Here is a 17682-nt window from a genome sequence, read left to right as displayed (position 1 = left end):
CTACCGCACTGGTAGACCGCTCTTTTCTTATTTTCCTAAAACCAGCTCATGCAGCACATGTGCTACTCCGGCTTCATTATTAGATTTTGTTACAACATCTGCTACGGCTTTGACATCATCAATGGCATTTCCCATAGCGACGCCGCATCCCGCAAATTCCAGCATAGACACGTCGTTCCCGTTGTCACCAATAGCCATGACTTCTTCACGAGCAATTCCCAGCTCCTTCGCTAGAAGCTTCACGGCATTTCCTTTACTCACTTCAGGATGCAGGATTTCAAGGAAGAAATCTGTACTTTTCACCATCATATACTTTTCCTTCACTTCAGATGGGATGGCTTGTATCGTTTTTTCCAAACGTTCTGGCTGATCAATATACATCATCTTCGGAAGTCTCATCGATGAATCTGCCTCTTCAACAGGTAAATATTTAAGCGGCAGTTTTGTTAAGTAGGATTCAAGCACTGTGTATTCACTAATATCGCGATTTGGTGTGTATAAATTGGCTGAATCGAAATAATGCATCGGTGTATCCAGCTGACGGCTCAATTCATATAAAGAAGTTAAGTCATCATAGGATAATGTCAGCTCTGACACTACTTCATTTGTGTGGCTGTTTTGAACAAGCGCCCCGTTATAGGCGATCACATAATCTCCCTCTTGATCAAGCTGAAGCTCAGCTAAATAGCGGTTCACCCCGCCGATTGGCCGGCCTGTACATAAAACAATTTTAACGCCTTCTGCCTTCGCCTGTTGAATGGCTTCAAACACTTCATCCGGCACCATATGTTGATCATTTAATAACGTACCATCCATATCAATTGCGACTAATTTATACATTCACTGGTCCCCTTTTCTCAGCAAAAACGTGCTGTCACTATTTTGAGTGATCTACTACATGATCACATTATTCTTCATACTATTTACCTAATTTAGCCTATCGTTTTTTCCTCACGATGTCTACTTGTTCATATCTGTAACAAAAAATCACTTTCTCCTAATCTATTATAACGTATTCTATGAAATCTGCTGTGAATAGATCAGTTCTCCCATTTTACCTATATGAAAAGGAACAAATGTTCATCGGAGAATATTTTGAAACTAGCAAATCTAATTGTATGATGGATAGCAAAGAAAGGAGGTGCAGGGAATGATTACGTTTACGAGAGGTAAATTGTCAAAAATGTCTGGTGTACATATTGAAACCATTCGTTTTTACGAAAATGAGGGGGTACTCCCAGAACCAAAGAGAGCACATAACGGCTATCGTCTATATGATAAAAAATATGTACTCATGCTATCATTTATCACCGAAGCGAGAAAGCTAGATTTCTCCCTTAAAGAAATTCGTGAAATTATCAAATCACTTTTCGAAAAACAGTCAAAAACAGAGGCTGAACAGCTGCTCGAGCAAAAAGTTGAAGATATCCAACACTCTATTCAAGAGTTAAAAAAGAGGAAGGCCGCCATTCAATTGTTAACAAAGCAAACATTAGCAAACATCAGCTGATTGTAAGGGCTGTCAAAGGTGTGCCGGTGTTGGTCACTGGTACACCTTCGCTCAGGTATCTCAGTACACGTCCAATGAAAACATCGGTTATACTAGAGACAGCTTAAACGAGTGGAAGGGGTTTTGGAGATGAACATTGCAACCATCGGAACAGGTATCATTGTGGAAGGCTTCCTGCAAGCGATTGAGCAGCTCGACGGTGCTTCTTGTCACGCTGTCTATTCAAGAAAAGAAACAACGGCAAAGAAGCTCGCAGACAAATATGGGGTGCAGACAACTTATACGGATCTAAACGCTATGCTAGAAGATCCTCACGTAGAAGCCGTTTACATCGCATCACCGAATCGTTTACATAGCGAGCATGCAACCGCTGCATTGAAAAACGGAAAACATGTGATATGCGAAAAGCCTTTCACCTCTAATGTTAAAGAGCTGGAAGCCTTAATCGCTCTCGCAAAGGAAAAGCAGCTTCTCCTATTTGAAGCCATTACAACCGTTCATATGCCAAACTATCATTTAATTAAAAAGCACCTTCATCAATTAGGTAAAATCAAACTGGTTCAATGCAACTATAGTCAATATTCAAGCAAATATAATCAGCTGCTTGCCGGTGAAACGCCAAATGTCTTTAACCCTGAGTTCTCTGGTGGAGCGCTGATGGATATTAATATCTATAATGTCCATTTCATCATGAATCTCTTTGGGTCACCAGAGCAGGTCCGCTATCAGGCAAACCGCCATCCAAACGGTATTGACACATCTGGTGTTTTGACGTTTACATACAATGATTTTATTGCGACAAGTGTCGGCAGTAAGGATACAAGCAGCATGAACTTTGCATTGATTCAAGGAGAAAAAGGCTTCATTCATGTGAAAAATGGGGCGAATGGCTGCGAGGAAGTTCTGCTGCATGCTGATGACAGGGTCATCTCTCTCAATGCACAAACGAATCCAAACCGTCTGTTTTATGAGGCAGAAGCTTTCCAGCAGATCATGGAAACAAAAAATTATGAACAGTGCTATGCATGGCTTGATGATAGTCTCTCAGTGATGAAAGTGCTTGACGCCGCAAGAAAAGATGCAGGTATTGTTTTCCCAGCAGATCAATCTTAATGAAAAAAACCGCCTTCTACGAGAGGGCGGTTTTTGACGATTAAATACTCTTTGAATACGCCACAAGACGCTGAGACATGTGATTCACTTCATCAACTGCAGCATTCACCTGCTCTGTTAAAGCAGCCTGAGTTTGCGTAAGAGCTGTCATATTCGAGATATTGTCAAGAATTTCATCAATTTGTGTTTTCATTTCCGTTAAACTAGATTCGATATTTTCTGTTGCATTGGCACTATGCAGCGCCAGCTTCCGTACTTCATCTGCAACAACAGAGAATCCGCGGCCCTGTTCACCAGCTCTAGCTGCTTCAATCGCAGCATTTAGACCAAGCAGGTTTGTTTGGTTCGCCACTTCTTTGATTAAGTCAGAAATATTTTTCGTCTCATCAGCACTATTTTTTGCTAGATTTGCGGCAGACGTTGACTGCTCTTGAGCAACAGCAAGCTCCTGTGCTTGATTTGTCACAGAGCTAATGCCCGATACCATCTCGCTAATAGAACTTGAAAGCTGTTCTACTTGTGAAGCCATTTCATTCGCTGTTTTTTCTTTGTTTTTTTCTAACGTGATGTCACGAATGGTTCCTGCCACACGAAGAGGAACACCTTTTTCATCACGAATGGTTTCACCACCAGCATGATACCAGCGGTACTCACCATTTTTACTTTGCAATCTGTAATCAATGTCAAATGGTGTACGGCCAGAGTGATCATTTAAATGATCTGCAAAGGCTTGAAGAGCCATCTCTTGATCTTCAGGATGCAGACGGTCGCTCCAGCTGCTTAACACGTTCGGGAAATCTTTCTCGTCTGTAAAACCAAGCGTTTTTCTGAACTGCGGAGACCACCAGAATTCGTTATTTGGATTGACTGGATCACCGGCCTCTACCACCATGTCCCAAGGAGCTTCAACAAGCGCACGGTTGATTAAGTCATATCTTGTGACGAATGCTTGCAGCTCTTCTTCTTTCAATTTCTGATCATGGATATCAAAAAGAGCTCCCGCCACACGAAGAGGGACACCATTTCGATCACGAACGGTCGTTCCAGTTGCTTTGAACCAGCGATAATCTCCATTTTTCAACTTCAAGCGATATTCGATATCATATGGCGTACGCCCTGAATGATCCAATAAATGCGAAGAGAATGCATCTAATGTATATTCTTGTTCATCCGGATGTATTCGAGATGCCCAGCTGTCTAATAGATTTGGAAAATCGTGCTCATTTTGAAAGCCGAGCATTTTGCGGAAATCATCCGTCCATGTGAATTCATTCTTTGGATTGACCGGGTCTCCAGCGATAACGACCATATCCCATAAGCCAACTTGAATGGCTTTTGTCACTAAATCCATCCGCATTTGAATATTTTCATTGGCATCCTGCATCTTTTGCAAAGCTTCATTAATTTGCGCTACCGCTTCTATCGTTTGGCTTGAAGAGAATGCAGCAGTGTCTAGTCTTGCTGAAAGGTCTCCCTTTTCAATTCGTTCTATTAATTGACTGCTTTCACTGAGAAGGATTCCAGCCGATGAATCATTTGCTTTTTTCATAAACATCTTTCATAACTCCTTTCAAACCTTACGTTTTTGAAATATTTTACAGTTATAAACAATTCTTTATTAGGACTTTAGTAATACAAAAGATATATCGACAAAAACAGAAAATTGTTTATGTCAGAATGAAGGCAAATGTTTATTTTTTCATGAGGTTTCATATGCTGGATTTGGATGAAGGAAGTGTTTTATGGGGTTATGTGGGTAAAATGATAGAATCAACCTCTATTTTTGTCTGAAAAATCTCTTTTTTTATATTGACACTGGCGTCTTGAAAAAAGAAAATGGAACATAAGCATTTTTAAAAAAGGAGAACGTCATGAGCGCGAATCAGGAGCAACAAGAATTAAAAAAGCTTTTATCACCGCGTCACATTCGCATGATTGCGATGGGCGGGGTCATTGGTACAGGAATCTTTAAAGGAAGTGCCGATACAATCGGTTTAGCTGGTCCTGGGGTCATCTTTTCCTATGTATTTGCCGGATTGCTGCTCCTCATTGTAATGGCAGCATTAGCTGAAATGGCCATTGTCTATCCGGGAAATAATCTTCGCGACCTTATACAAATTGCGCTTGGTCAACGTTTTTCATTTGTCGTCGGCTGGGTTTACTGTTTTATGTGGCTCACTGTTTGTGTCATAGAGATTATTGCAGCTGGCAGTCTGCTTCAATACTGGCTGCCGAACGTACCGTTATGGTCACTATGTTTACTTTGCTCACTCTTAGTCATCGGAATTAACTTAAATAATGTAAAATACTTTGGTGAAATTGAGTTTTGGTTCGCTGGAATGAAGATTTTCGTTATTATTGTCTTTATTATTCTCGGTGCAGCATTATTATTTGGGATCATTCCAAACGAACAAAGCACACCAGCCTTAACCAACTATCAAAACTTCGTTCCGAACGGATGGGGTGCGATCTTTGCATCGCTTTTAGTGGTCATTTTCTCTTATGGAGGCTCTGAATTGATCGGGCTGACCATTACAGAAACAAAGGATGCGGAGAAAGTCTTGCCTGGAGTAGTCAAAAGTATGATGTGGCGGATTATTTTATTTTACACATTGCCGATTTTGATCATCTGCGGACTCATTCCTTGGAATCAAATTGACCCAAATAACAGTCCTTTTGTCCAAGTCTTCTCTGCTGCTGGTATGCAAGGCGCCTCTCACTTCATTAATTTCGTGTTGATTACAGCCGTTCTTTCTGCGGCGAATTCCGGAATTTATGGAACGACGAGAATGATTCATTCTCTGGCTAAATCAGACGGCGGTCCGAAAAAACTGGCACAGGTCAACAAAAGAGGCGTACCCATTTTAAGTTTATGGGTTACCGTTCTATTTCTTCTCATCGGAACATTTTTTGCTTACTTATATCCGGAGCAAATTTTCAGCTATATGCTCGCTATTCCTGGTTTTGCTGTTTCACTCATTTGGATCAGCATTTGTATGGCACATCTGAAGCTGCGTCCAAAATATCCACAGGAGCCGTATTTCAAGGTGTGGCTGTTTCCGTATTTAACTTTATTTGCAGGTCTTGTACTCAGTTTGAGCTTTGTTTTGTTCCTATTCAGACAAGAAAACCTGCCTAGCTCCATTATCAGCATCGGTTTCTTAGTCGCTGCCATCATCGCTTCATTCTTAATGAAAAAGAAGGCTTAAACGCCAAAACCCGCCGAAATGGCGGGTTTTTTCATGAGCTGCTATCTTCTGTTACCTCAAAATCAACCGACGCTTTTGGAATGCCGTTAATAATAATCGTTAAAGTATGGGTTCCCTCATAGTGCTTTCTCGTCGTCATATTTTGAAAGGACTGTGACCTGACGAATTCTCTATGTAACGCGGAACTGGTTTCAAACTCTGTGATTTTAAATACCTTTTGATTGCGGGTACCCCGAGCTTTGACGTAGTCTATGGCATACTCTACACGCAGCTTTAGTAGCTTAGCAGCCTGAAGTGTAAATTGAAAGGTCATTTTCTCTCCAATACGAATAGGGTCTTGCACTACCTTCAAATCCGTTACTTGAACAGATGGATCATCCCCATAACCAAACAAAGCCATGATATCTGGATCGCCTTTTTTTAGTAAGGTACGGGAAGCATGTTTGATGATCCAGTTCGTATGTGCATTCGTTCCATACCAGCGTTTAGCCGTCTTCTTCATCAGATCAGGCTGAATCGCAGAAATGTCATTTAAGTGGTTCGCTACACTTTTTTGCACATACCTCGCTGGGTCTGACTTCAAGTTTTCCAAAATAGGCAGCGTAACAGAAGGGTCCTTTTTAAGCGCAGGAACAGTTAATCCCCAAGGCAAACGTGGTCTGCATCCTTCACTAGCCAGCCGCCGAATATGCTCATTTTGATTCTGTGACCATACAAGCATTTGCGCCAGCATTTTGTCTTGATCCTGAATCAGAAAAGGCCGAACGGCAAATTCAGAAGTGGAAAAAGGCGTAAAGAATTCAAGCGCCTTGATTGAGATATCCCAATGTGCTAGGCCGTATGTTTCGACGTAGTCTGGAAATACAAGCGCACTAAGTCCTGAAAAATGCGGGGCTGTCTGACGCAGCACCTCAATCGCCTGCTCATAATCCTTAGGCAGACAGGCATGCATTGATTCAGTGACTCTTTTCATTCTTCCTTTTAACTCAAGCTGCTGCCAATCCTTTTGAAACACAAGCCGCTGGAATTCTTCAGTATCAAATCCAGTCGACGCTTGTGCAAGTTTCTCCGCTAATTCTTCAATAAATAATTCATGATAAACATGTTTTAATGGTTCGATCGTATCCGCCTCCCACTTCTCAATACCTTCATTTTACCCCAATCTGAAAAAAGAGGTATGGCCACAAGCAAAAACAGCCCAATTCCGCAGAATCAGGCTGTTGTGTTTCGCTATATAAACATATTAATGATCATAATAAATGCAATGGCACTAACGGAAATGATCGTCTCCATAGCCGTCCATGTCAAAAACGTTTCTTTAATGGTCATACCAAAATACTCTTTGATCAGCCAAAAACCAGAGTCATTGACGTGAGACAAAATCAACGAACCCGCACCTGTTGCTAACACTAGTAGCTCTCTGCTCACATCCGGCATAGATGCAGCAATCGGTGCGACAATACCAGCTGCGGTCATCATGGAGACCGTAGCAGAACCTGTTGCCACACGAATAACCGCAGCAATCAGCCAGCTAAGCAAAATTGGCGAGATTGGCGAGTGTTTGGCTAAATCTGCAATATAATCACCAACACCCGAATCGATGAGCACATTATTGAAAGCCCCGCCCGCTCCAATGACAAGCAGAATAGAAGCAATCGGTCCTAAACACTCATTACTAAAGGAAAGCACCCGGTCACGGCTCATCCCTTGCACAAAGCCAAGACTGAAGAAAGAATACACCGTTGCAATCAGCAGTGCTGTAATTGGATCTCCAATGTACTTGAATATCTGAAACCATAAACTTTCCTCTGGTAAAATAACATCTGCCAGTGTGGCAAGAAGCATTAGAATCACCGGCACCAAAATCGTAAACATCGTATTTGCAAAGCCGGGAAGTTTTCGATCTTCATTGCGTTCAGTAAATTGCTTTCTCAGCAGCTCCGGAACTGGCTTATGAATCCGCTTTCCAATCCACTTTCCATACAGCGGCCCAGCAATAATAGCTGTCGGCAAACCGACAATAATGGAAAAGAAAATGGTTTTCCCCACGTTGGCATGATAGATGCCGACAGCTGCCATGGCAGCTGGATGAGGCGGCACAAGACCATGAACGACGGACAAGCCAGCAATGAGCGAAATCCCAATTGTCACGAGCGAGATGCCCGTTTCAATCGCAATCGTAAACAATAAAGGAATGAGAAGAACGAATCCGACCTGGAAAAAGACCGGTATTCCCACAATAAAGGCAACAAACATCATCGCCCAATGCACATTTTTCGTCCCAAACCGGCCGATTAATGTGTGAGCAATCCGCTCAGCTCCACCTGATTCAGCCATCATTTTCCCAAGCATGGTTCCAAGCGCTAGAACGATAGCGAGCAATGATAACGTATTGCCTAACCCCGTTTTAATGGATTGAATGATTTCCTGTAAATCCATCCCTGTGGCAAAGCCGACTAACATAGAGGTAATGATTAAACTTACAAACGGATTCAACTTAGCAACTGTTATGAGGATGAGTAAAAGGACAATTGCCGCAATCACGATGAATAAAAGCATGCTCTCCCACCTTTTCCCTGATGTTTAATGATTTTGTTTTAATTGCAGCGCACTAATGACATCAAATTCATCCTTCAGTTTGTCATAGAGACGCTCATATAAGTAGAACAGTTCTATGTATGTTTCATTGTTCTCCATATTTGGTTCATGACGGGCAGAGATTCGAATCCAATCTTGAACCTCTTCTATCTCTTCCATATAACCTAAACTATGAAGTGCGAGGACAGCCGCCCCAAGTGCTGATGCCTCGTAGCTTTCTGGAACAAGTACTTCCCTGCCCATCGTATCCGCTAAAATTTGCCGCCACAGCGAAGATCGCGCAAATCCGCCCGACGCTCTGACATCCTTTGCTGAACCGGTTAAATCCCTTAAGGCAACACCGATTGAGAAAACACTCATGATGACGCCTTCTAACACAGCTCTTATAAAATGCTCGCGCTTATGCTGAAGACCGATCCCAAAGAAAGTGCCTCTCGCATTTGGATTCCAATAAGGTGCACGTTCACCTGTTAAAAACGGCAGAAACAGCAGCCCCTCTGAGCCGGCTGGAACTTTTTTCGCAATATCAATCATCAGGTCGTAAGGGTCCACTCCAAGGCGCTTTGCTACCTCCACCTCCGAGGAACCAAATTCATCCTTCAGCCATCTCAGCATGATCCCGCCATTATTCGTCGGTCCTCCAACCACCCAATGCTTATCAGTCAACGCATAGCAGAACGTTCTTGATTGTTCATCTGTTATTGGTTTGTCCACGACCGTACGGACTGCACCGCTTGTCCCAATCGTGACAGCCACCTCACCTTTTCCAATCGCTCCCACACCTAAATTCGCTAGAACCCCATCATTGGCACCAACCACAAATGGTGTATCTTCCGCAATGCCCATTCTTAGGGCGATCTCTGGCTGAAGCCCTCTTAGCTGATACGTCGTGGGAACAAGTTCAGACAATTGATCAGCCTCAATTCCAGCAATACGAAGCGCCTGCTCATCCCATTGAAGCGTTTCCAAACGGAACAGTCCCGTTGCTGAAGCAATTGAATAATCGACGACATACTGACCGAAGAAATGATAAAGAATATATTCTTTGATGGAAATGAATTTCGCTGCCTTCTTGAAGACATCAGGTGCCATTTCCTTGATCCACCGTATTTTTGAAAGCGGTGACATTGGATGGATCGGTGTACCGGTTCTTTTATACACTTGGAAGCCGTCCATGTCTGAAATGATTCGCTTCGCTTGCTCTGCACTTCTGTTATCTGCCCAAATGATACTGTTCGTTAACGCCTTGCCATCCTTATCCATCACAATCAAGGAATGCATCGCTGTACTAATCCCGACGCCTATGAGATGTTTTGCATCAAATGCTGCTTTCGTCAACGCACCTCTTACACTTGCAATGACGGCTTCTAATATATGTTCAGGGTCCTGTTCAACCCATGCTGGCTGGGGCTGAATGAGATCATAAGGAACCGAATGCTTTGCTATCACTTTCCCCTGTGGTCCAAACAGAACCGCCTTTGTACTTGTTGTTCCAATATCCAAACCAATTACCGCCTGGTTTACCTTCATCTGTATCACGCCCAATCATTGATTTGAAATCATATTTATTGTTTTGATATACCTGTTAAATCCCATTATAGGAATAATTTTTTCGACATTCAACGACCGAAAAGAAAATTATTTTCACTTAAAAGCTCACAATCGTTACCACAACGGCATTTTTCACTAATAGAAAAATTTATTTTTGAAACTATTACACCCTTTTTTGTGAAATGGTTTCTCTCATTTGTTTTAAATTTGTTAAAGTTTCCTGCTGTCTCAAGTGTGCAAGTGCAAAGTATAGTACGTCAATGACAGTGAGCTGAGCAAGTCTTGCAGACATCGCTTCTGTTCGAAAAGCCGTTTCTTGCGTCGAAGTATACAGCGTGACATCGGCAAGCTGGCTCAATGGAGAGCGCTGATAGCTTGTAATACCGATGGTTTTCGCTCCTTTTTCCTTTGCTGTTTTCATCGCATCGAGTAAATCTTTATTACGGCCGGAATGAGATATACCGATCACTGTACTGTGCTGGTCGAGAAGACCAGCAGACATCGCTTGAAAATGAGAATCGGTGTGAACAATACAGTTGATGCCTGTCCTCATAAATTTATGAAAAGCGTCCGTTGCAATGAGGCCAGACCCGCCACTCCCATAAAACTCTAAGCGCTTTGCTTCATGAATGATTTTAATCGCTTTTTCTACATCCTCTGGATTCAACAATTGAAAGCTATCCTTTAATGCGGATATATTCGCCTGAAAAACCTTTTGCATAAAAACGGCTGTATCATCATCAAGACTCATTTCTTCATCTACATAATCAGGCTTTGTTTGATCTATTTCCTGGGCAATTGCGATCTTCAAATCTTGAAAGCCCTCAAATCCAAGCCTTTTACAAAGACGAAAAATCGTCGCCTCTGAACTCGCTGTCTTTTTGGCAAGCTCAACAATAGACAAATGAATAATGTCGCCGGGTTCACTCGTAATGTGTTCTGCAATTCCTTTCAGTTTTGGCGGCAACCCTCTGCTTGCTGCTCGTATTTTTTCAATACTACTTAAACTGACAGAAGCCAATTGACTTCACTCCTCTCTTATTCGTGTGAGCGCATACATTTCCTCATGTTCCCATCTTATAAAAAAGAAGCCTGTTTGCACAGACTTCTTTTTTATGAATTCATCGTTTTGATCAATAAATCAAAAAAAGCGTCAGCATCTACATCCGTACACACTTGGACATTACGCTCTTTCTCCCACTGGTGCTGAAAATCACAGATCATTTGACCGTCACAAAACTCACTCTTCGTCTCCACTTCTACATAAAAAGCCTGTGTGCTTACAAGCTTCTTGTCAATGGCAAGACTTACAGCAAGCGGATCATGCATGGCACACGCCCACACACCATTGCGCTCAAAATAGCGCTGTCGGTAAATGCTTGTACTCTCTCTGATGTAAGCTGCCAACGTTTCATTTTGAATGGCATCGATTCTCTCATCCGTTAACAAGACCTGTCTCGTGACATCTAACCCCACTTGAGTCAATGAAGGGAATCCAGCATCTAGCACCAATTTTGCTGCTTCTGGGTCTGCATATGTATTGAATTCCGCAACTGGTGTGACGTTCCCCTGCCCCTTCACGACACCACCCATAAAAATGACTTCTTTCACATGATGAATCAGCTCAGGGCATTTTTTCACCGCAAGGGCTAAATTCGTTAAAGGTCCTGTCAACACAAGCGTGACCTGCTTCGAATACCGCAGCACTTGTTCAATGATAAAATCAGGCGCAAAACCAGCATCTGCTTTTTTCTTTGGCCGGGCATCCTTTAAAGCACCGCCAATTCCATCCTCTCCGTGTACCCGATGTTCATAATGAGGAGCTCTTAAAAGAGGCGTTGCTGAACCTTTGATGACAGGAATGTTATCTGCCCCAACCAGCTCAAGCACTTTACACGTATTCAATGTAGCCGCATCAACAGACACATTCCCGCACACCGTTGTAATCCCCAAAATATCAAACTGCTCACTTTTCACTGCAAGCAAAATCCCAATCGCATCATCGATTCCAGTATCTACATCTAAGATCAATTTCTTTGTATTTGCCATGGGTGAAATCTCTCCCTTTTAATAGTGTTGTTAGGTGAATGATAGCATATGCCTGTTTCAACTATTTAGGGAATATTAGCAGGTTGATCTTATTACTCTTTTTCTCCAATGTCCTTTAGATACTGTTCACGTTCCTTTTTAGAGAGACTATTCAAAAAATCTTCTTTCACTTGCGGATCAAAATCATCCCAGTTCTCAAAGCGATCTGATAAATCAGGGGAATGACTCATCGAACCTATTTCATTAGATTTGTATATTAATGATGCAGAAAAATGGTATTTATCAGGCTCATTATTTATATATCCATCAACTGTGACATAACCCATAGGGCTTATAGATACATTTTTTTTAAATGTGATGGTTTTGATAAAATTGTGAATATCTTCTTCGTGTAAACGTTCTTCAATTTTTGGTTTCATCTTTTCTGCGAATTCTTCGGCCTTTTCTTGATCGCTTTTCTCTTGCACGGTACTCTTACCTCCTGAATCACTTGATTTTTTTTCCTTAACTTGTTGTAGTATAAGTGCCCCTACCAAAATAATAACGATAGTAAACAAAATAAATACAATTTTCAACGTGTTTTTCATTAAAAAATATCCACCTTTAAATATTTTAATTGATAGATTCGCTCTTCTTATAGATATTTATTATATTTTAACTTATAATATTTAAGATAAATATTACAGGAGTGACAATTTTGTCTAAAAACAAATCCCACTTTCAGCTTAACGATAAAGACTATAATTTTATTTCGAATGCATCTTATAAAATAGATAATTACAAGAAGTCTAGTGACATAGTTATAAGCCAAGGTAGGAAAATGTATGTGGTTGATTATAAAGAAACAAAAAAAGGTCTAAATGCACTAACCCTTGTCTCAAGAGAGGATTATCGTATTTCTAACAAAGGCAAAGACCTCACCAAAATCAAAAACGCCGTCATCGCCTACCGTGGCTCAGAACCGATTGGTGCAGGCCAATATAAAGATACCATTAAAAAACATGGAAAAAAAGAGTCAGATGATCTTCTTTCTACCATTTTGACGAAGCTTCCTCCTTTTAGTCGATCGAAGGGTTCACAGGAAGTGACGACTAAGTTGACTACAGGCACAACCACCTATACAAATGAAATTGTTCAAGATTGGATGGTTTCGGATACAAAGTATCTAATTAAAAATTTCCCTTTTGAGCATGGTGCAGAGAATCAAATGGTTCAAGCGGATCGGTATGCGAAAGAAATACATAAGAAAATGCCGAATGCCAAAATGTATGTGACAGGTCATTCACTCGGCGGGTCAAATGCTTCCTATGTTCTTGTCAAAAACGACTTTATTCAAGGCGGGGTCACATTTGAGAATCCAAATATTTATCCAAATCTATCGGATGGTCTACAGGCTAAAGCATTAAAAGGCGATTACCGCAGTAGATTAACAGAATATATCAATCTCAATGACGGGCTTTCTCTATTAAATCGGCATACGACAGAAATCGGTCGAGTGAAAGTGATGTATGATGCCGCTCTCCCCGAAGGCATCGATTACTCCGAGGACTCCTCAAAAGCCGTCCAATTCATGAAAGACCTCCTCAATCGGGCAATGAGTGTGAATCCTTCACTGGATGCAAATTTATTCCTTGAAGCCCTCGCTGGCAGCCATGGCTTAGATCGTTATAGCTTTTCGCCAGACGGCTCCGTTCAAACCATTGATGATATGTTGAGAAAAAATCCTTCACTTACCACGGCCATGTTACAGCAGTTGAGTCAATCAAATGTTGATCCTCATAGTGTGGTGGCGATTTTAATTAAGTCCCACGTTCTCATGAACACAGGGCGTAAATTCTCGACATATGCCGATCACCATATGCAGCAAATCATTCGTAAAATCGAGAAACTGGATGACAAAGTGGATCAATCTGTGGAACGGGTACGCTCAAGGTATAAACAAATTGTTGGCTTTGGTTCATATGATCAGCTGACGGCTTCAGATGTGGATGCTGTGATTCGCCACTTAAAAACAGAGGGTCTTGAGAATGAGTTCTATTCGGTCAAAAAGTATGAGACAGCGATTGATAACGCTATGAATTTAAAAAGATGGCTAGACTCAATATCAGATGATATGAGCGAGCTAGGAAAACAATACCACGATGCAGATACGACCCTAGCAAAGAACATGGGTATTTCTTAAGGAGAACGACAAATGGAATTTTCAAAGAAACAACCAACAGATGCAGATCGTTTTTTGCAAAGAATGACAGATACGCATACAACAAGCTCCGTCTTCTCTCAAACAAACTTTCATACAGAAGACATGACACCAGCAGAGCTGGCGGCTTTGAAAGCAAAGATCAAAGAAGAACAGAAAACTGCACTTATCAGAGCCATCCGGCATCAGCTTCAAAATGAATTTGCAGAAGACCGTCAAGAAGCGGACAAAATTTTAGGTCTAATTGATGAACTTCTAGTCAAAGTGTATAAACAGCAACAGCGCATCCATACGCATATGTCAGGTCAAGCCATTGACGCCTTAATAGAAAAAATTGAACAAAGACTCCAGTTTTACGAACTGAAAGAAGATGTTCAATCTGCCATCAACTCGATTGGCATTTAGATGAACCTTCTATCCGATGAATCTTTTCCCCGCCTCACTCGTATATACTAAAAGAGTGATTGATTTGAAAGGAGATCTGTTTGTGGGATATATTTTGTTATTTTCGGTTGTGATTGGTCTTGTCTTGACCCTTTTGCTCACACCGCTCAGATTGATCGTTAGAAAGAAAGGAACAAAGCAGCAGGTGCCGCTCATGTGGATTGCAGGCCTTGCTTTACTGTTCATAATCGGTATTTTTGTTTTCTATTACATCACCAATTTAGATCGTAACCCTTCCTCTCTATGGCTGATTGGACTTGTTGTGACAGCAGCAGGCGCCTTTTTGTCGGTTGGATTGGAGCGTAAGATCAAAGGTGTGCTGTTTCTTATTCTATTGCTGCTCGGTGTTTACATGGCGACAGCCTTCCTATTCAATGCGAATGAGAAATTTGATGTCTCGAAAATGGAGCAAAAAGTAGAAATCAAAGCGTTTGATGAGACAGAAACACCTGCGAGTGTACCGCCTCAATTTGCTCGGAACAAAATGAAGAAATCGTTCGGACAGGTTCCAAACACAAGCTACTATGAGCTTGGCAGCTTGCAGATTCAGAAGGTCAACGGTGAGTATGTATACATCGCTCCAGTGGAGTTCTCGGACTTCTTTAAATGGATTCGTGCAGGCAGCACGCCGGGTTACTTTACATTAAGTGCGACCGACTCATCTGCTAATCCAAAATTCGTGAAAACGGAGATGGTCTATACGCCTTCCTCCTATTTCAACAAAGAAATTGAGCGGCATATCCGTCTCCAGTACCCAGATTTGATTTTCTACGGCGACACGCAGCTGGAAATCAATGATGACGGCAAGCCTTATTATATTCAAACGTATGGCGATTTCATCTCTGCCCGAAACGGCTTTAAAGCTTCCGGTGTGGTCGTTGTTGATGCCAAAACGGGTGCGACGAAGAAATATGCTCTAGATCAAGTGCCTGCCTTTATCGACGGTGCTGTTTCACCAGAGGCGGTCAGTCTGCAAAACAGCTATTTCGGAAACTATATTCACGGGTTCTGGAACAGTATGTTTGGAAAGTCAGATGTAAAGCTGCCTTCAGATGAAGGAACGGAAGCCAATGTGAGTCCAGTGTTTGATTCAAAAGGAGATATGTATTACTTTACAGATTTCACAAGTCCGAAAGAGGGCGTTGATTCCATGCTCGGATATGCCCTGACCAATGCCCGGACAGGAAAAGCGACTTATTATACTGGAAATCTTGAAGAATCCTACATGGATTCTCAGGGCGCACTGCAAATTATTGAGAAACGATTCATCGAGAAAAAATGGAAAGGGCGCATGCCGATTCTCTATAATTTCTATGGAGAAGCCAGCTGGCTCACACCGGTTCTCGATTCAAATGGATTCCTGCAAAACTACTTTATCGTTTCTGCTGCCAATCCAGAAATCGCTGCGTATGCTTCTACACCAAATGAAGCACTGAGAGCCTATAAGACAGCTCTTCAAAAAGGCGGCGGTACCGTTAACAGTTCCTCTAAGCAGGAAAAGAAAGAAGCGGCAGGGAAGGTCAAACGAGTCTACAAAGAAAAGACTGGTGACTATACAACCGTCACCTTCCTGCTAGACGATGGAAAAAGCTACACCATGTCATCTGAAAAGGAACCTCTCGTCATTTATTTAAAAGAAGGCGATCAGGTCACCATGAAATACACAGATACAGGTGAGATCTTCCTTCCAGTCGATGAAATCAAAATTAAAGGGTTATAAAAAAAGAAGCTTCTCCTACTGAGGAGAAGCTTCTTTAAATTATTGACAAAGGGCTAAAATGATCTTGATTTTAGCCCTTTGTCTTCTTTTCAGCGAGATAGAAAACCTTTGCAGTTTAGGAAGGGCGAGTACCGGAGCGGAGCGAATTTGACATTCGTGAGCACCGGAGCGCAGACCTGACACCGAATGCGAGGGTTTGTCTACACGCTGAGAAGCTTCTCCTATTGAGGAGAAGCTTCTTTTTTCTCTTTCCTTAACAATTCAACGAGCAATTCCTTATTTTTATTTCCCCCGGTCATCGGTGACTCGACATAGGAGAATTTCCGTTTAAAATCCATTCCCCTCACAGAAATAACAGCCAATTCACCGCCAATGCTGCCTCGCTGGAGGACATATTTAGATAAAACAGAAAGACCCATTCCATGGATCACAGCTTCTTTAATGGCTTGATTGCTGCTAAAGGTTACAAAGGTTCGTGCTTTCAGTCCATTTGATTTCAGGACATGCTGTAAATATTCTCCTGTCCCTGATCCCTCTTCTCTCGTGATCCATGTTTCGTTTTGTAATTGATCAATCGTGACATCTTTTTTCTTGGCAAAAGGGTGATCTAACGACGCCACAATATAAAGCTCGTCCTCTAGAAAAGTTTCTACAGAAAGCTCTTTGTCATTGGTCTGTCCTTCAATCAAACCGATGTCAACGTGGAATAAGCGGACATGTCCGGCGATCGCCTCTGTATTATCAATGACCACTTCAATATCAACATGCGGATAGAGCTGATGAAATTCCGCCAATATTTGCGGGAGTACATACTCACCAATTGTGAAACTCGCCCCGATGGTCAGCTTTCCTCTTGCCAAATGATGATGCTCATAAATGTCCTGCTTCGCCTGTTCATAGAGACGAATGATTTGTTTTGATCGATGGTACAGCATATCCCCAGTTGGTGTAACGGTTAATTGCTTTGGCGAACGATTCAGCAGAACGGTCTGGAATTCCTGCTCTAAGTTCTTAATATGAAGACTGACACTCGGCTGAGAAATTCGCAGCTTTTGGGCTGCTTTTGTAAAATTCTTCTCCTCCACCACTGTCACAAATGTCTTCAGTGCATCGTAATACATCGGTCCCTCTCCTATCAGAAATCTTAATCCAACACCTTACCTATATATATCTTACTAATTCCTTCCCAGCACGTAAAGAACCGCCTCAACGAAAACAATTTAATAAAAATATTTACTAATTTTTTTAAAGACTCTATACTAAGAGGAGATATTTTCTATAGGAGGTG

At 41.8% G+C, this 17682-nt stretch carries 15 protein-coding genes; 6 read left to right on the top strand and 9 right to left on the bottom strand.

Annotation, left to right across the window (positions count from 1 at the left end; all coding sequences use genetic code 11):
• Nucleotides 1-27: 27 nt before the first annotated feature.
• Complete coding sequence (gene yidA, locus ACLGGR_RS05815) at nt 28-840, bottom strand: sugar-phosphatase (RefSeq protein WP_410972682.1); 813 nt, start codon at nt 838-840, stop codon at nt 28-30.
• Between the two features lie 310 nt (nt 841-1150).
• On the opposite strand from yidA, the gene ACLGGR_RS05810 reads away from it, so the two are divergent.
• The gene (locus ACLGGR_RS05810) at nt 1151-1510 is read left to right on the top strand and encodes a MerR family transcriptional regulator (RefSeq protein WP_039182663.1); all 360 of its coding nucleotides are present in this window, start codon (nt 1151-1153) and stop codon (nt 1508-1510) included.
• Nucleotides 1511-1639: 129 nt separating this feature from the next.
• The gene (locus ACLGGR_RS05805) at nt 1640-2623 is read left to right on the top strand and encodes a Gfo/Idh/MocA family protein (protein ID WP_410972681.1); all 984 of its coding nucleotides are present in this window, start codon (nt 1640-1642) and stop codon (nt 2621-2623) included.
• A gap of 40 nt (nt 2624-2663) precedes the next feature.
• On the opposite strand, the gene ACLGGR_RS05800 is transcribed toward ACLGGR_RS05805, so the two are convergent.
• Nucleotides 2664-4178 carry a methyl-accepting chemotaxis protein gene (locus ACLGGR_RS05800; RefSeq protein ID WP_142946112.1) on the bottom strand — a complete coding sequence of 505 codons (1515 nt, stop codon included), beginning with the start codon at nt 4176-4178 and terminating at the stop codon, nt 2664-2666.
• A gap of 316 nt (nt 4179-4494) precedes the next feature.
• Between ACLGGR_RS05800 and ACLGGR_RS05795 the strand changes: the two genes are divergently transcribed.
• A complete protein-coding gene (locus ACLGGR_RS05795; RefSeq protein WP_251216196.1) occupies nt 4495-5832 on the top strand; it encodes an amino acid permease in 1338 nt (445 codons plus the stop codon).
• Between the two features lie 31 nt (nt 5833-5863).
• On the opposite strand, the gene ACLGGR_RS05790 is transcribed toward ACLGGR_RS05795, so the two are convergent.
• From ACLGGR_RS05790 to ACLGGR_RS05765, 6 genes are all read right to left on the bottom strand, one after another.
• A complete protein-coding gene (locus ACLGGR_RS05790) occupies nt 5864-6952 on the bottom strand; it encodes a DNA alkylation repair protein (RefSeq protein ID WP_410972977.1) in 1089 nt (362 codons plus the stop codon).
• A 110-nt stretch (nt 6953-7062) separates the two neighbouring features.
• A complete protein-coding gene (locus ACLGGR_RS05785) occupies nt 7063-8391 on the bottom strand; it encodes a GntP family permease (RefSeq protein ID WP_142946109.1) in 1329 nt (442 codons plus the stop codon).
• A gap of 24 nt (nt 8392-8415) precedes the next feature.
• A complete protein-coding gene (gntK, locus tag ACLGGR_RS05780; RefSeq protein ID WP_410972680.1) occupies nt 8416-9960 on the bottom strand; it encodes a gluconokinase in 1545 nt (514 codons plus the stop codon).
• A gap of 184 nt (nt 9961-10144) precedes the next feature.
• Entirely contained in the window at nt 10145-11002 is an 858-nt protein-coding gene (locus ACLGGR_RS05775) for a MurR/RpiR family transcriptional regulator (RefSeq protein ID WP_048237914.1), read from the bottom strand.
• Between the two features lie 92 nt (nt 11003-11094).
• Nucleotides 11095-12030, bottom strand: a complete 936-nt coding sequence (locus ACLGGR_RS05770) for a nucleoside hydrolase (protein ID WP_410972679.1) — start codon at nt 12028-12030, stop codon at nt 11095-11097.
• 92 nt (nt 12031-12122) lie between these two features.
• The gene (locus tag ACLGGR_RS05765; protein ID WP_107162823.1) at nt 12123-12617 is read right to left on the bottom strand and encodes a DUF1433 domain-containing protein; all 495 of its coding nucleotides are present in this window, start codon (nt 12615-12617) and stop codon (nt 12123-12125) included.
• Between the two features lie 101 nt (nt 12618-12718).
• On the opposite strand from ACLGGR_RS05765, the gene ACLGGR_RS05760 reads away from it, so the two are divergent.
• The 3 genes from ACLGGR_RS05760 (at nt 12719) to ACLGGR_RS05750 (ending at nt 16394) form a co-directional block, all read left to right on the top strand.
• The gene (locus ACLGGR_RS05760; RefSeq protein WP_410972678.1) at nt 12719-14212 is read left to right on the top strand and encodes a lipase family protein; all 1494 of its coding nucleotides are present in this window, start codon (nt 12719-12721) and stop codon (nt 14210-14212) included.
• Nucleotides 14213-14224: 12 nt separating this feature from the next.
• Nucleotides 14225-14635, top strand: coding sequence for a hypothetical protein (locus ACLGGR_RS05755; protein ID WP_410972677.1), 411 nt, complete (start codon nt 14225-14227; stop codon nt 14633-14635).
• A gap of 82 nt (nt 14636-14717) precedes the next feature.
• Nucleotides 14718-16394, top strand: a complete 1677-nt coding sequence (locus ACLGGR_RS05750) for a hypothetical protein (protein ID WP_251216204.1) — start codon at nt 14718-14720, stop codon at nt 16392-16394.
• Between the two features lie 221 nt (nt 16395-16615).
• Here the strand turns inward: ACLGGR_RS05750 and ACLGGR_RS05745 are convergent, their stop codons facing one another.
• On the bottom strand, nt 16616-17515 hold the full coding sequence (locus ACLGGR_RS05745) for a LysR family transcriptional regulator (RefSeq protein ID WP_410972676.1): 900 nt from the start codon (nt 17513-17515) through the stop codon (nt 16616-16618).
• Between the last annotated feature and the right edge of the window lie 167 nt (nt 17516-17682).

The organism is Bacillus sp. BD48, assembly GCF_046566805.1.
Lineage (GTDB): Bacteria > Bacillota > Bacilli > Bacillales > Bacillaceae > Bacillus > Bacillus safensis.
The sequence above is the reverse complement of the archived record's forward strand: the minus strand, read 5'-3'. Positions and strand labels throughout refer to the sequence as shown.

Bases quoted from the DNA above. Each gene is read 5' to 3' on its own strand.
- yidA (WP_410972682.1), bottom strand. From the start codon at position 840: ATGTATAAATTAGTCGCAATTGATATGGATGGTACGTTATTAAATGAT.
- ACLGGR_RS05810 (WP_039182663.1), top strand. From the start codon at position 1,151: ATGATTACGTTTACGAGAGGTAAATTGTCAAAAATGTCTGGTGTACAT.
- ACLGGR_RS05805 (WP_410972681.1), top strand. From the start codon at position 1,640: ATGAACATTGCAACCATCGGAACAGGTATCATTGTGGAAGGCTTCCTG.
- ACLGGR_RS05800 (WP_142946112.1), bottom strand. From the start codon at position 4,178: ATGTTTATGAAAAAAGCAAATGATTCATCGGCTGGAATCCTTCTCAGT.
- ACLGGR_RS05795 (WP_251216196.1), top strand. From the start codon at position 4,495: ATGAGCGCGAATCAGGAGCAACAAGAATTAAAAAAGCTTTTATCACCG.
- ACLGGR_RS05785 (WP_142946109.1), bottom strand. From the start codon at position 8,391: ATGCTTTTATTCATCGTGATTGCGGCAATTGTCCTTTTACTCATCCTC.
- gntK (WP_410972680.1), bottom strand. From the start codon at position 9,960: ATGAAGGTAAACCAGGCGGTAATTGGTTTGGATATTGGAACAACAAGT.
- ACLGGR_RS05770 (WP_410972679.1), bottom strand. From the start codon at position 12,030: ATGGCAAATACAAAGAAATTGATCTTAGATGTAGATACTGGAATCGAT.
- ACLGGR_RS05765 (WP_107162823.1), bottom strand. From the start codon at position 12,617: ATGAAAAACACGTTGAAAATTGTATTTATTTTGTTTACTATCGTTATT.
- ACLGGR_RS05755 (WP_410972677.1), top strand. From the start codon at position 14,225: ATGGAATTTTCAAAGAAACAACCAACAGATGCAGATCGTTTTTTGCAA.
- ACLGGR_RS05745 (WP_410972676.1), bottom strand. From the start codon at position 17,515: ATGTATTACGATGCACTGAAGACATTTGTGACAGTGGTGGAGGAGAAG.